The sequence below is a fragment of the Variovorax stachyos genome (assembly GCF_051400855.1).
GTDB lineage: Bacteria > Pseudomonadota > Gammaproteobacteria > Burkholderiales > Burkholderiaceae_C > Variovorax.
Map to the genome: position 1 here is coordinate 134,506 of NZ_JBLFFN010000004.1, position 13,059 is coordinate 147,564.

The 13,059-nt window shown below is 64.5% G+C and carries 12 protein-coding genes; 3 read left to right on the plus strand and 9 right to left on the minus strand.

All coding sequences use genetic code 11. From position 1 onward, the window contains the following. Window positions 1–192: 192 nt before the first annotated feature. The 6 genes from ACMGEZ_RS08895 to ACMGEZ_RS08920 all read right to left on the minus strand — a co-directional run bounded on the left by ACMGEZ_RS08895 (window position 193) and on the right by ACMGEZ_RS08920 (window position 6,137). Window positions 193–1,734, minus strand: coding sequence for an acetolactate synthase large subunit (locus ACMGEZ_RS08895; protein WP_436821898.1), 1,542 nt, complete (start codon window positions 1,732–1,734; stop codon window positions 193–195). A 45-nt stretch (window positions 1,735–1,779) separates the two neighbouring features. Then, window positions 1,780–2,538 (minus strand): SDR family oxidoreductase, encoded by a 759-nt coding sequence (locus ACMGEZ_RS08900; protein ID WP_436821899.1) that lies wholly within the window; start codon window positions 2,536–2,538, stop codon window positions 1,780–1,782. Next, a complete protein-coding gene (locus ACMGEZ_RS08905) occupies window positions 2,531–3,370 on the minus strand; it encodes a 2-keto-4-pentenoate hydratase (protein ID WP_436821900.1) in 840 nt (279 codons plus the stop codon). Before ACMGEZ_RS08905 ends, ACMGEZ_RS08900 begins: the two co-directional genes overlap by 8 nt. After that, the gene (locus ACMGEZ_RS08910) at window positions 3,367–4,329 is read right to left on the minus strand and encodes a Bug family tripartite tricarboxylate transporter substrate binding protein (RefSeq protein WP_436821901.1); all 963 of its coding nucleotides are present in this window, start codon (window positions 4,327–4,329) and stop codon (window positions 3,367–3,369) included. Before ACMGEZ_RS08910 ends, ACMGEZ_RS08905 begins: the two co-directional genes overlap by 4 nt. 16 nt (window positions 4,330–4,345) lie before the next feature. Then, window positions 4,346–5,197: an HpcH/HpaI aldolase family protein gene (locus tag ACMGEZ_RS08915; protein WP_436821902.1), complete on the minus strand. Its 852-nt coding sequence runs from the start codon at window positions 5,195–5,197 to the stop codon at window positions 4,346–4,348. Between the two features lie 409 nt (window positions 5,198–5,606). Then, window positions 5,607–6,137 carry a hypothetical protein gene (locus tag ACMGEZ_RS08920; RefSeq protein WP_436821903.1) on the minus strand — a complete coding sequence of 177 codons (531 nt, stop codon included), beginning with the start codon at window positions 6,135–6,137 and terminating at the stop codon, window positions 5,607–5,609. Window positions 6,138–6,334: 197 nt separating this feature from the next. On the opposite strand from ACMGEZ_RS08920, the gene ACMGEZ_RS08925 reads away from it, so the two are divergent. Next, window positions 6,335–6,868 (plus strand): peroxiredoxin family protein, encoded by a 534-nt coding sequence (locus tag ACMGEZ_RS08925; RefSeq protein ID WP_436821904.1) that lies wholly within the window; start codon window positions 6,335–6,337, stop codon window positions 6,866–6,868. Window positions 6,869–6,880: 12 nt separating this feature from the next. Here ACMGEZ_RS08925 and ACMGEZ_RS08930 read toward each other — a convergent pair whose 3' ends face one another. Then, window positions 6,881–8,302, minus strand: a complete 1,422-nt coding sequence (locus ACMGEZ_RS08930) for an FAD-binding oxidoreductase (protein WP_436821905.1) — start codon at window positions 8,300–8,302, stop codon at window positions 6,881–6,883. Between the two features lie 231 nt (window positions 8,303–8,533). Then, the gene (locus ACMGEZ_RS08935; protein WP_436821906.1) at window positions 8,534–11,296 is read right to left on the minus strand and encodes a PAS domain-containing hybrid sensor histidine kinase/response regulator; all 2,763 of its coding nucleotides are present in this window, start codon (window positions 11,294–11,296) and stop codon (window positions 8,534–8,536) included. A gap of 229 nt (window positions 11,297–11,525) precedes the next feature. Between ACMGEZ_RS08935 and ACMGEZ_RS08940 the strand changes: the two genes are divergently transcribed. Next, window positions 11,526–11,807 carry a hypothetical protein gene (locus ACMGEZ_RS08940; RefSeq protein WP_436821907.1) on the plus strand — a complete coding sequence of 94 codons (282 nt, stop codon included), beginning with the start codon at window positions 11,526–11,528 and terminating at the stop codon, window positions 11,805–11,807. Between the two features lie 79 nt (window positions 11,808–11,886). Here ACMGEZ_RS08940 and ACMGEZ_RS08945 read toward each other — a convergent pair whose 3' ends face one another. Beyond that, entirely contained in the window at window positions 11,887–12,291 is a 405-nt protein-coding gene (locus ACMGEZ_RS08945; RefSeq protein WP_436821908.1) for a hypothetical protein, read from the minus strand. 332 nt (window positions 12,292–12,623) lie between these two features. Between ACMGEZ_RS08945 and ACMGEZ_RS08950 the strand changes: the two genes are divergently transcribed. Beyond that, window positions 12,624–13,049 carry a CBS domain-containing protein gene (locus ACMGEZ_RS08950; protein ID WP_436821909.1) on the plus strand — a complete coding sequence of 142 codons (426 nt, stop codon included), beginning with the start codon at window positions 12,624–12,626 and terminating at the stop codon, window positions 13,047–13,049. Window positions 13,050–13,059: the final 10 nt, after the last annotated feature.

Here is a 13,059-nt window from a genome sequence, read left to right on the forward strand (position 1 = left end):
CTCCAGAATGCGGGCTTCTGAGTTGCGGAAAGTGGAACATGGAACTGGATGATCTGCGCACGTTCGCCCGAAGCACTGCGCCCGATCGAGTCCGAGACTGCTCAACGTTGTAGCTTCCTACCCGTGTTGCGGCTAAAGAAAAAGCCTCGCGAAGCTTTGGTTTCAGACTTGCTGCGGCGGACAGCCGCCGCGTTAGACAACCAGGTCGATGACGAAGGGTTTGTCGCTTCTGAAGCTTGCACGCATAAGGTCGGCACAGTGGTCGAGGGTGGTGGCCCGGGCGGCTTCGACCCCCATGCCGTTGGCCAGTTGCACCCAGTTCAAGGAAGGATTTCCGAGGTCCAGCATGCTCATGGCGGTATCGCCTGGCACGGCACCAACGTTCTTGTATTCGTTTATCAAGACGTTGTATTTGCTGTTGTTCAGGATGACGGTTGTGATCGGCAACTGCTCGCGGGCCTGGGTCCACAGGGATTGGAGCGAGTACATGGCGGACCCATCGGCTTGAAGGTTGATGACCCGTCGCTGCTTGTTCGCGCCCAGCGCTGCACCGGTCGCGACCGGCATGCCGTCCCCGATGGCCCCGCCAGCCAAATGCAACCAGTCGCAGGCGGGCGCTGCGTGCGTGAACTTGTAGAAGCCCAGACCGTAGGAAATGCTTTCGTCGGACACGATGGCGTTCTCGGGCATCACTGCGGCCAGCGTCCGGGCAAGGCCCTCGGGACTGGGTGCGCCGCTGCCAGCCTCCGGGCGCGGGCCCGGATCGGGCATCTCGACCTCGGGCGCGTTCAGGGCAGAAACGAGCGCCTTGAGCGCCTCGACCGGGTCCTGATCGGGTCGGGTCAGCACATGGAATTGCGCATCCGGTGCATGCTGGACCGATGGCATGCCGGGGTACGCGAAGAAGCCCACGGGTGGGCGCGCGTTGACGAGCACGATGTGCTTGAACTTCGCCAGTGTCTTGATCGCGGTCGCCATGCCGTAGGGGACACGTTCCAGTTGCAGGTTGCCCCGTCCACGGGCGAGGTGCGAGGTGACGTAGTCGGCCATCACCGTGGCACCGGTTGCCTGCGCCACGCGCCACGCAAGTCGCTGTCCCTCGCTGAGCACGGCAGGTCCTGCCAGGAGGATGAGCACATCGCGATGGTCGCGAAGGGTCCTTGCCGCGCACTCCACGGCACCTGCATCGACGGCCGCTGGCTCCGGCCTGGAGCAAGGCGTGCCGACGATTCCTCCGTCACCCCAGGACACGTCTGCCGGGAGAATGAGCGTGGCGATCTGGCCGGGCCAGGTGCGCGCCGCCCGCACCGCTTCGGCGGCATCGCGCCCCAAGTCGGGCGTTCTGGTGCTGTTGCGCACCCACGCAGATACGGTCTCTGCCAAGCCCACCGTGTCGGATGTCAGCGGTGCGTCGAAGGGCCGATGGTAGGTCGCCTGGTCACCAACGATGTTCACGATGCCGCTGCGCGCGCGCCTCGCGTTGTGCAGATTGCCCATGCCGTTGGCCAAACCCGGGCCACAGTGCAGCAGGGTGCAGGCCGGTTTGCGGGCCAACCGGTAGTAGCCGTCTGCCATCCCCGTGGCGACGTTTTCCTGCAGTCCGAGCACGCACTTCATGCCCGGCACCTGATCGAGCGCCGCGACAAAATGCATCTCGCTCGTGCCCGGGTTTGCAAAACATGTGTCAACGCCCGATGCCAGCAGGGTTTCGACAAGGCTTCTAGCGCCATTCATTGAGTAAACACCTTTCATCCAGTCCGAGGACACACGGAGAGACCGCTAAAGGGTCAATCCCGTCCCACCATCGAAATTGATCGCCGTCCCGGTGATGTAGGCAGCTCTGTCCGAGACCAGGAAGGCGAACAGGTCGGCAAACTCCTCAGGCTTGGCCACGCGGCCCAACGGTACGCGGCCGGCAAGGCTCTGGTACTGGGCGGCATGCAGCCGGTCTATCTGAGGGGTTTGCACGAGCCCAATGCAAATGGCGTTGACGCGGATGTTGTCGGCGGCCAGTTGATTGGCCAGCGATTTGGTCAGATTCAGGCCCGCTGCCCGTGACACGGAGGTAGGCAACGAGTGGGCCTTGGGCGCCTTGCCTCCGACCGTGCTGATATTGACGATGCGGCCATCGCGTTGGGCCCTCATGACGGGCAGCACGAGGCGGATCATCCGGATGGCGCCCAATACCTTGAGCTCCCAATCGGCGGTCCAGCCTTCGTCCGTGACATCCTCGAAGGGATGGGCACTGGAAGTTCCCGCGTTGTTCAGCAGAATGTCCACCTTGCCCCATCGGGCCAGGACGGCATCCACCGCCCGTTGGCAGTCCGACGCACTCGTGACATCGCCCGCCACGGTCAGCTGCTCGATCCCGGTCAACCGTTCGAGTTCCTCCGCCACGGCCTGCAGTGGCGCGGGACGGCGGGAGACAATCGCCACGTTGGCCCCTTCAGCCGCGAGCTTCAACGCCGCAGCCCTGCCAAGGCCTTCGCTGCCACCGGTGATGATGGCAACCTTGTCCTTGAGTCCGAGTTCAAGCATGGACGCCCAGGGACTCAACCCCCCGGAATTGGAAAGTGACTTCCCCCAGGGGCCCGAAATCGGCCCGGCATCTGGCGCCGGGCGACACCCTTGGCGCTCCGTGCATGGTGCCCGTGGAGACGACCTGGCCCGCCATCAGGGGAACACCCTTTGCGCGGAGGTGGTTCGCCAAGTACAGCACCGATTGCAGAGGATCGCCCTCCATGACCTCTTGGCCGGACCCGGAAGACACCTCCTCATCGTCGGCCCAAACCCGTACTTTGACATCGGCAAAGCTAAGCTCACGCCAGCCAAACACGGGCTGCCCGAGCACCAGACCCGCGTTGCCCGAGTTATCGGCCACCACACTGGCCACATCCAGACCCACAGAGCTGGGGTAATGAAACACACAGATCTCCAGCACAGGCACGACGCACTCGATGTGGTCCAGCAACTCCTCGCGCACAAAAGGGCGCGGGCGCGGCTGCACCGTCGTTTTCATGCGGAACGCCAGCTCCGCTTCGAGACACAGCATCACCGGCAGACCCTTGAGGAGAGCGGGTGAATGATGGATCTCGACGTCGAAGATCTGGCCCACGATGGGATGCCGAACGTTGTAGCGCTCGCGCGCGGCCGGACTGGTCAATCCAATCTTCCAGCCGCCCAGGGGGCGACCGACTCTTTCAACCACCCGGTCCTGGATCCGGTAGCCCTCATCCAGGTCCAAGGGCCTCAGCGAATCCGGAAAATCAGGTATTCCTTGATGCTGGCGTCGTGCATCGGCCAAGAGACGCGCGGCTCGGTCTATCTTGTCACTGGCGATCATGGCAACGTTGTTCAATGTGATGGTCACAGCTTGCCAATGCGTTTGACGGTGTCGAGCGCGCTCTTCTTGTCGTCCTCGATCAGCTTGCGGAACTCCTCCGGCGATTCGTTGAGAACGGGCTGAACGGCGTAAGACGCCAGGCGATCGCGCACGGACGGGTGCTGACTGGCTTTCTGAATCGCGGAATAGAGCCGGCGCATCGCGGCATCGGGAGTTCCGGCCGGCAGGAAGAAGCCTGCCCAGCTAGGTGCGAAAAACCCTTTGAGTTCGGGCATGTCACCGATCACCGGAAGGTTGGGGAAGACAGGCGTCTTGCCCATGCTGGCGATCAATCGGACCCGTTGCGAATCGGACTGGGCCTTGGCCAGCATGGGCGACAGAACGCCAAAGTCGAGCCGATCGGCGATCAAGTCGAGCACGAGTTTCGCTTCGCTGGGATAGGCCACGCCATTGAAATTCAGATTTGTGCGAAAGCCGATCTCCTTGACCCCGAGATTCGACGCCCCGCTGTTGCCGGTATGGCCATAGTTCAGTGCAGCACCTGAGCGCGCCGCCTCCAGAATGCTGGCCAGCGAAGTAAAGGGGGAATTGGCCGGAACCGCAACGACCGGGCTGATGCTGTACACCCGAGCAACGGGCAGGAATGCCTTGTCAATGTCATAAGGCAGGCTCTCCATCGTGGCCTTGGCCAGGGCCACCGGACCGTTGAAACAGAAGCACAGGGTCTCACCATCCGGGCGGGACTTGGCCAGCGCGTTGGCAGCCACGACCCCTCCCGCGCCACCGCGGTTCTGCACGATCACGGCCTGCGAAAGCTCCTTGGACATGGCGTCGGCGTAGGCACGCGCGACCACGTCGATCAGCCCCCCGACGTCCGCAGAGGCAAGGATGGTGATGGGTCGACCTGTGTCTGCCGTGGCCGGGCCTGCAGCAACGGCCGCGACCGCCGCACTGCAAACGATGAGCTTGTTGATGATCTTCAGCATGCTTGTCTCCCGGTTGTCAAATAGCGGCAGATTCCGATGCGCGTGGCTCGGGCGGTTGAGTAATGCCATCCGCCTGGGGATCGGATTCGTTGGAGCGGGCCGCAACGACAAACCGAGCGGTGCCGGATCGGATCATCGACAGCAGCCCGGTAATCACCACCGAATAGCCCGATGCGAATCGCCGGCGAGCCATCTCGCCATCAGCTGCACCTGCCGCAACCCTGATGCCCGCACGACGTGCAGCGGCATCGATGTGCTGCTGCGCCTTCACCACTGCGGGAGCGCTGTCTGCGCCATCTCCCAATTGCGCGCTGAAGTCCTGACTGCCAAACAGGACAAAATCAATTCCTTCCACATTGCAGATGTCCTGAGCGTGTTCCACGCCTTGCGGCGTTTCGATCATGGCGCCGACAACCACATTCGTGTTCGCATTCTTCAGGTCGTCCCAATTGACATCATTCGCGAATTCGTGCGCTCGCACATAGAAGGCAACCCCCCGCTTGCCCAGCGGAGGGTATTTACATTCGGCCACCAGTTCACGCGCTTGGTGGGCAGTGCTGATCTGCGGCGCAATGATCCCGTCGGCCCCTAGATCCAGCACCTTCGAAATCGCGGTCTTGGTGATTTCGCAGGGTCGAACCAGGGTGGATATACCCGCGGCTTGTGCCGCCCTGATCATGTGCGCGACGTCGGCCAGGCCAATAGAGCCGTGTTCGCAATCCAGGACAATGAAATCAAAACCACTTGATGCGCAAATTTCCGCCAATTCGGCTGATGGCACCGAGATGAATGCACCCAGCAATGGCTCGCCGTCTTTCAGTCGAGCATGAAACCGATCTCGACAGTGAGCATCAATCCCTCGGTACATGCAAGCGCCTTAATGTGATTGAGTTGATCAATGAACTCATTCTAGGCCGCCATCTCAGATCAACTGCCGCTCAAACAGCAGATCAGAACTGCGAAAAGCGGTGGTGTCGCCATCTTGACAGGTGAGTGCCCAGGACTATCGGGCAAGGCGGGGCGCAATGCCGCCAGGAGGGTGGACTTTCCGGCTCCCGAAGCACCAGCAATTACATAGCGGCCTTCGGCGAAATTTTGGGGATTCCCGACGCGCAGGGTATCTCGGCGATGTCGAGGTCAGCGTCGATGGTTATGCCCTTGGCATTGACTGACGAACTGCCAGGCCGTCGAGAACGTCCTGTGTTGGCGGTCTGAGCCGTAGTCCGTTTCGGGCTAAGGACCGACCGCAGCGACACGGTCCATACGGCCCACTCAGTTCAACGTGACCACGACGTGGGTTTGCGGTCCGCCGCGGATGACGTAATTGACCGGATACAGCGCCTCGCCGGATCGCATGCGGCTGCTGAATTCAGCATGGGCGCGAGGGCTCCAGGCAGCTTTTTCTTGAACGATCCGACAGGCATGCATGCAGTGACGTTGACAACGCCGGAGTTCTTCTCGTCCCTGTCCTTATGAAACCTGTCGTTGACTGGGAAGGTTTCTGGCCTGTACTGGCCGGCCGCCGTATCCTTGACGAAGATCGACAGATAAGCCTCCCATCGATTCCCCACGTCGACGTCCATGCAGGCTCCCGGCCTCATGGTGTACCAGCCTTGGAGCGTCACGTAACACCGCGATCCTTGAAGCTCGCATCTCGAACCCGAATCGTCCAAATTCTCATTGATTACAGCAAAGACGATGTCCGTCTGTCGTCCGTTGCAGAGCTTGTTCGTCCCCGTTGCGCCGGCGTTGAGCGCCACAGTAGAAAGCAGCAGAACGCCGAGCCCGAGATGTACGATTGATTTCATCTTTTCCGATTACAGAATTTGCGAATAATGACGTTTGAGAAGTCAAACTTCGCTAGCCCCGGCGAAGCTGTCCCAGCTTGGCTTTCACCCAATGAGGCCACAAGCCGACAGGCTATCAAACAAGCCAGGCCTTGAAAAGGCGATCCGCGCCAAAATCCGCTCTCTCCCGGCCTTGTGTTCAAGTCGGAGTTTTCAGCATGTCGAAGAACTTCCCCGAAGCGCCTGCGCTGCAGGTTGTCCAATGGCTCAACACCGACACCGCCCTCTCGCTGGAGGCGCTGCGCGGCCGCGTGGTGATGATGCATGCGTTCCAGATGCTGTGCCCGGCCTGCGTGACGCACGGCTTGCCCCAGGCGAAGAAGACGCGCCAGCTCTTCGCCGCCGCGGACGTCGCCGTGATCGGCCTGCACACCGTGTTCGAACACCACGAGGTCATGACGCCCGCGGCGCTCGAGGTTTTCGTCCGCGAGTACCGCTACACCTTCCCGATCGGCATCGACACGCCGGCGCGTGGCAGCATTCCCGCCACCATGCGCGAGTACCAGCTGCAGGGCACGCCGAGCGTCGTGCTCATCGACAGGCAAGGCCGCATCCGGCTGAGCCACTTCGGCGTGATCGACGACATGGCGCTCGGCGCGGCCATCGGTCAACTGGCCGCCGAGGAGGCGCCCACGGCGCTGTTCACGCGGTCCCCCGGCGGCCCCGACGTCGGCCAGGGATGTTCCACTTGAGCCGTCGGTTGCTCAGGCCTGCGGCCGGATGTTCTGGTTCTGGCTGAACAGGTTCCCTGGGTCATATCGTGCCTTGAGGGCGGCCAGCCGTGCATAGTTGGGGCCGTAGGCGCCGCTCGCCACGCGCTGCATCTCGTCCTCCGGCATGAAGTTCACGTAGACGCCGCCTGTGGCGTGCGGCGTCAGCGCATCGAACAGTGCACGCGCCCAATCGATGCATGCGCGGTCGCCACCCGCGTCGCGCCAGCGCGTGTGAACGTTGACGACGAACTCGGCATCGCGGTGCGGGTAGGCCGTGTCGCCGGCCTTGACCCGATTGATCTGCCCGCCCACCTGGCCGATGAAGATCTCGCACTCGTCGCTCGGCAGCCGGGCGGTGGCGTCGCACACGATGCGCTCGACATCGGCGTTCAGCACCTTGAAATCGTGCGACTTCCAGTAGTTGCGCGCGCCTGGTTGCAGCAGCGGGTCGAAGGCGGTCTGCCAGGCTGCGAAGGGCATCGCACCGACGTGCTCACCTGCGGGCGTGCCCCAGCTGCGCAGCGGGCCGGCGAGCTCCTCGCCCCGGCCGAGCTCGCCGATCCAGCAGAAGGCGATCACGACCACCTCCTTGCCATGCACATCCGGCGGAAGGAAGGGAAGCGGGGGCGCCTTGCGCAGCACCATCCAGGTCGTCATGTCGTCGCCAGCCGCCGCCGTGAACTTGCGATAGCCCTCGAACACCTGCTTTGCCTGAGCGAGCGGATAGACGACCAGCCCGGCCAGCACCTCGGGGCCGAGAGGGTGCAACCGGTACTCGAACGAGGTGACCACGCCGAAGTTGCCGCCCCCGCCGCGCACCGCCCAGAACAGCTCGGCGTTCTGTGTCGCGCTCGCCTGCACGAGCTCGCCGGAAGCGAGCACCACGTCGACGGCCGTCAGGTTGTCGATGGTCAGCCCGCGCTTGCGGCTTTGCCAGCCGAAGCCGCCGCCCAGCGTGAGCCCGGCCATGCCGGTGGTCGAATTGATGCCGGTCGGCGTGGACAAACCGAAGGCCTGCGTCTCGCGATCGAAATCGGACAGCAGCGCTCCGGGCTCGACACGCGCGAGACGTGCAACGGGGTCGACGCGTATCGACTTCATCCCCGACAGATCGATCATCAGCCCGCCATCGCAGGCGGCCTTGCCGGCGATGTTGTGGCCACCGCCCTTGACTGCCATCAGGAGCTGGTGCTCTCGCGCGAAGTTCACGGCCTGGATCACGTCGGCTGCGCCCGCTGCACGCACGATCGCAGCCGGCCGGCGGTCGAACATGCCGTTCCACAGCGCGCGGGACACGTCGTAGCCGTCATCCGCTGGCAGCAGCAGGGTCCCGCGCAGCGCTGCGCGAAGCGTCGCGATGGGCTCGTCGGCGATGCCGACCGTGCCCCCTTGGGGGGTGTGAAAGTCAACCATGGAACTGTTCTCCTTCAGCTGCGGCCGGAGGGCAGGGCGCGCCCCTTGCACAGCGTCCGGCGGCGCTGGCGAAGCGGCAGGCGTGCCGCGGATCGGACGTGTCCAGGTTTGCCGCCGGCCGGCCGAAGGCGCGGTATCGACGGCGTGAGAAGAAGTCTGCGATGTGTTGGTATTCACCGCACGTCGCGGCGACTTGCCTTTGTATCGACCTTGTATCGCAGGGCGAGGGACTCAGCCGTCGTGCGAGGTGCTGCCGCGCCCCCTGCGCAGCCATGACTCCATCAGCGCACGCAGTGCCTGGTTGTCGATGGGCTTGCGCAGCACGCTGCTGACGCCATGTTGCTTCACCTTGGCTTCGTCGATGTCATCGGCGTTGCCGGTGTACAGCAAGACCGGCAGTCCCGGGCGCAGATCGGTGGCCCGCTGTGCGAGTTGCAGGCCGTCGAGCTGTGGCATCGTCTGGTCGGTGATCAGCAGATCGAGCGGCTGACTCGGGTCATCCAGCCAGGCCAGCGCCTCCAACGGGCTGCGATGCAGCACCACCTCGATGCCCCAGCCGGACAGCAATTCGACCATGAAGTCGCCGACCATGACCTCGTCGTCGACCACCATCACGCGCGCGCAAAGCGCCTCGCGGACCCCTGCCACGGCCGGGGCGTCGGGGGTGTCGACCTCCGTGCCGCTGGCCGGCGGCAGCACCACGCGGAACACGGACCCGGCGCCCTGTGATGTCTCGACGATCACATGGCCTCCGTGGTCATGCACGATGCCGTGCACCATCGCCAGGCCCATGCCCGAGCCACGGCCGACCTCCTTGCTGGAGGTGAAGGGCTCGAAGATACGGTCGATCAGGTCCGGCGCGATCCCGCTGCCGCTGTCGGCCACGCTCAACTCGACCCACGGGCCGGCGCCGACTTGGGCGCGGCACGATGCGCAGGTCCAGCCGCCCCCGCTGCGGCCCAGGCGAACACGGATCCATCCCGAGCCGGTGATAGCGTCGCGCGCGTTGATGCAGAGGTTGAAAAGCACCTGTTCCAGGTGCACGGCGTCGACCGCCACGTGCAGCTCGTGGCCACCCGCCGCGGGTGGCGCAGCGAACTCCAGCGACACCGAAGACGGCAGGGTGGCGCGCAGCAGTTGCAGGGTCTGGTCGACCAGCGGGCTCAATGCCAGGGTGCGGCGCTGGCCGCGCTGGCGCCGCGCAAAGGCCAGCATCTGCGCAATGAGCTCACGGGCCCGCTGCGCAGCGATGTGGGCCTGGCCCAACTGGTGCTGCAGCCTGGCGTCGCCCAGGGTCTCGGCGCGTTCCTGGCCGAGAACCAGGTAGCCGATGACGCTGGTGAGAATGTTGTTGAAGTCGTGCGCGATGCCACCCGTGAGCTGGCCGATGGCCTCCATCTTTTGCGCCTGGCGCAGCTGGGCCTCGAGCCGCTCCCGCTCGGCCTCCGCGGCGCGGCGCTCGGTGATGTCGCGGGCCGCGTACAGCACGTGCGGCTCGCCGCGGTAGGTCACCGGCATGCCGTTGACCTCGAGGTAGAAGTGGCTGCCGTCCTTGCGCACGCCCGGCGCCTCGAAGCGAACCGCGCGACCGGCCAGGATGGCGGAGTGCTGTTCCCGGTGGCGCTCCTGGATCTCCTTGTCGGGTTGCGTCAGCACCCGGGTCGCATTCAGCACTTCGTCGCGCGAGTAGCCGCTCATGCTCAGGTACGCCGGGTTCACGTCCACCGCGCGGTAGTCGGCATCCCGCACGACCAGGCCGTCGGCAGAAGCATTGAAGATCGCCCGGTATTGTTCCTCGCTGTTGCGCAGGGCTCGCTCGGCGCGCTTGCTCTGCGTCATGTCGCGTCCGATGTAGAGCACATGCGGTTCACCGTGGTGCAGGATCGGAACGCCGCGCAGCTCCAGGTCATAGCGCTGGCCATCGCGCCGCACCAGCTCGGTCTCGAGTCGGATCGGCTCGCCAGCGAGCGCCTGCTCGTGCAGGCGGCGGATCGTGGCCGCGACTTCGGGTGGGTTGGCCAGCACCCGGTCCATACCCAGCACCTCGTCGAGCCGGTAGCCGCTCATGCGCTCATAGGTGGCGTTGGCATCCACGATGCTGAAATCCGAGGCACGCAGCACCAGCGCGTCGGCCGAGGCGTTGAAGATGCCGCGGTACTGCGCCTCGTTCGAGCGCAGCGCACGCTCGCTCACGATCCGCTCGCTCACGTCACGACCCACGCCCAGCACATAGGGCGTATCGCCAAGCTGCACCGGCAGGTAGCGCAGTTCGATGTGGAACGAAGTGCCGTCGCCGCGCGTCACCGGCTCGACCGCCTGTGTCTCGCGCCCTTGCAGCGCCGCTTCGATGTAGCCGATCAGGCGCTGCATGTCCTGCGCATCCGGGCGTTCCGTCCAATGCTTGCCAACCACCTGCTCGCGTGTCATGCCGGTCATGCGCACGAAGGCCTGATTGACGTCGACCGTGCGCAGCTCCTGGCTCCACAGCACCATCGAATCGACGCTGCCGTCGAAGATGGCCCGGTACTTCTGCTCCTGGGCCTGCAGCGCCGCCAGGGCCGCCTTGCGCTCCGTGATGTCTCGCCCGACCGCCAGCACATGCGGGGTGCCGGCGTAGCCGATCGGCAAGTAGCGCAACTCGATGTCGAACGTGCTGCCGTCCTGGCGCACGCCGCGCGTCTCGATCGATACCTCCCGGCCAGCGAGCGCAGCGCGGATGCCCTGGATGCGCCGCTCGCGCTCGTGCAGATCGATGTTCGTCGGGAGGGAGCTGCCGATGATCTGCTCGCGCGCATAGCCGAACATGCGCGCGAATGCGGGGTTGATGTCGACGATGCGCAGCGCGTCGTTCCAGAGGGCAAGCGCATCGGCGCTGCCGTCGAAGATCACGCGGTACTGCTCCTCGCGCGAGCGCAAGGCCTCGACGAAGATCGGGTCCTCGGACTCCCACGCGGGTGCGTCGGCGGAGCGATGACGGCGTTCCGGAGCAGCCATGAGCCGCAGTCTAGACCGCCGCGCAGCCGTGCGCAGCGTCATTTCCTTGGTGATACCGCGCGGATACGTGGGGGACACACGCCGGCGCTGACGCGGTCATGAGCAACTTTCTGTCAATCGAAAGCGTTGCTTGCGCCTGCGTCGGGAGCCGGTCCTTGCCGAAAGTGAGCTGCATGAGCTGCACGACGAGGGCCAGCTTCAATCCAACCCGATCTTCAGGACCACAGCCATGTTCGGAAGCTACAAGAGAAAGATCGAGGCCTACTGCGAGGAAGCCGGAATCGAGGTCCCCATCGGATTCGGCCGTCACTCGGCCGGGCGGTATGCGGCAATCGATCTCGAGTCGAATCCGCCAAAGCTGGTTGCAACGACCTGGTCGAGTGTCCAGGACGCGGTGCACTACGCGGCCAACCTGGCAGCAGGCCGCAGGACAAGGATGCTGGATTTTCAGAAGCGCCGCGAACTCACCTTCAACGGCAAGGACAACCTCGTGCCGGGCAAGCTCTTCTAGGGGCATCGCGGTGCACGGCGATGCCGAGCGCGTTCCGCGCAATGGCTCGTGCCTCGGGGGATGAGTTCCCGAAAGCGACCTACAGATCCTCGATGACCAAGGCGCGATAGCGTTGCGCGATGGAGTAGGGCGCGCGGCGCACGACTTCCATCATCCGTTGCGCCGTTTCCGAGTCCGGCGTCTTGACCAGCAGGCCATGATGGCCTTCCTTCGCGAGCTTGGTGTAGGCCCTGACCGTGGCGCCCTCCGTTCCCGGCGACGGCAGAGGATCGTCGGCGCCACTCACCGTCGGAGTGATTTGCGAAAGGATCGCCGCCGGCGTGAGCAGGAAGACCTCGCTGTCCTCGAGCTGCTCGCTGAGCTCCTCGCCGACGGATACGGCGGTCGCTTCGTCCGGGAACATGACCACGGAGTACCCCGTGGGATAGAAGGCGCCGCCGAGGGCGGCGGTCATCGACGGGTCGAGGCTGAAGGACATCAACATTGACGGCTTTCCGGAGGAAGTGGGCGAGCCGTGACGTTGCGGCATGGGGCCCGGGGCGCCTGGTAGGACGAGCCCGGCATTGGCCGACGGCAATCGCCCGGTGCCGCAGCAGCAGCGCCAGCCCGAAGACCCGGTGTTCGCTCACGGCCTGAAGCACTGAAAGACGAGTCTTTCAACATTGCGGCAGCCGTCCTACAGCGCACGAGCTAGTGATTTCAGAGTGAAATCGAAGCGCGCGAACGGGCCCCCGCCGGCCTTCAGTGCGCAAGGCCAAGCACTTCTACCCGCGCTCGCTTCGACCCGATTCCAGTGCTGAAGAAAGGAGTTTTTCCATGCACAAGATCAAGGATGTCATGAGCCGGGACGTGCAGGTCATCAGTCCCGACGCAACGATTGCCGAGGCTGCCCGGTGCATGCGTGACGGCGATTTCGGAATGATGCCGGTGGGCGAGAACGACCGCATGATCGGCGCCATTTCCGACCGTGATATCGCCGTGCGCGGGGTGGCGGAAGGCCGCGACGGCAAGGCCAAGGTGCGCGATGTGATGTCGGAGGGCATTCACTGGGCTTATGAGGACGAATCCGTGGAGCGCGCGGCGCAGATCATGGCGCAGTACCAGATCAGGCGCCTGCCCGTCGTCAACCGCGACAAGCGGCTGGTGGGCATCCTGGCCCTGGGCGACGTCGCGGTGAAGGAACGCAAGACCAAGCCCGCGGCCGAGGCGCTTTGCGCCGTCTCGGAGCCCGTGTCGGCCTGACGCGGCCAAC

Coding starts and splice junctions, on each gene's coding strand:
- ACMGEZ_RS08895 (WP_436821898.1), bottom strand. CDS start 1,734: ATGAATGGCGCTAGAAGCCTTGTCGAAACCCTGCTGGCATCGGGCGTT.
- ACMGEZ_RS08900 (WP_436821899.1), bottom strand. CDS start 2,538: ATGCTTGAACTCGGACTCAAGGACAAGGTTGCCATCATCACCGGTGGC.
- ACMGEZ_RS08910 (WP_436821901.1), bottom strand. CDS start 4,329: ATGCTGAAGATCATCAACAAGCTCATCGTTTGCAGTGCGGCGGTCGCG.
- ACMGEZ_RS08915 (WP_436821902.1), bottom strand. CDS start 5,197: ATGTACCGAGGGATTGATGCTCACTGTCGAGATCGGTTTCATGCTCGA.
- ACMGEZ_RS08920 (WP_436821903.1), bottom strand. CDS start 6,137: ATGAAATCAATCGTACATCTCGGGCTCGGCGTTCTGCTGCTTTCTACT.
- ACMGEZ_RS08925 (WP_436821904.1), top strand. CDS start 6,335: ATGTCGAAGAACTTCCCCGAAGCGCCTGCGCTGCAGGTTGTCCAATGG.
- ACMGEZ_RS08930 (WP_436821905.1), bottom strand. CDS start 8,302: ATGGTTGACTTTCACACCCCCCAAGGGGGCACGGTCGGCATCGCCGAC.
- ACMGEZ_RS08935 (WP_436821906.1), bottom strand. CDS start 11,296: ATGGCTGCTCCGGAACGCCGTCATCGCTCCGCCGACGCACCCGCGTGG.
- ACMGEZ_RS08940 (WP_436821907.1), top strand. CDS start 11,526: ATGTTCGGAAGCTACAAGAGAAAGATCGAGGCCTACTGCGAGGAAGCC.
- ACMGEZ_RS08945 (WP_436821908.1), bottom strand. CDS start 12,291: ATGTTGATGTCCTTCAGCCTCGACCCGTCGATGACCGCCGCCCTCGGC.
- ACMGEZ_RS08950 (WP_436821909.1), top strand. CDS start 12,624: ATGCACAAGATCAAGGATGTCATGAGCCGGGACGTGCAGGTCATCAGT.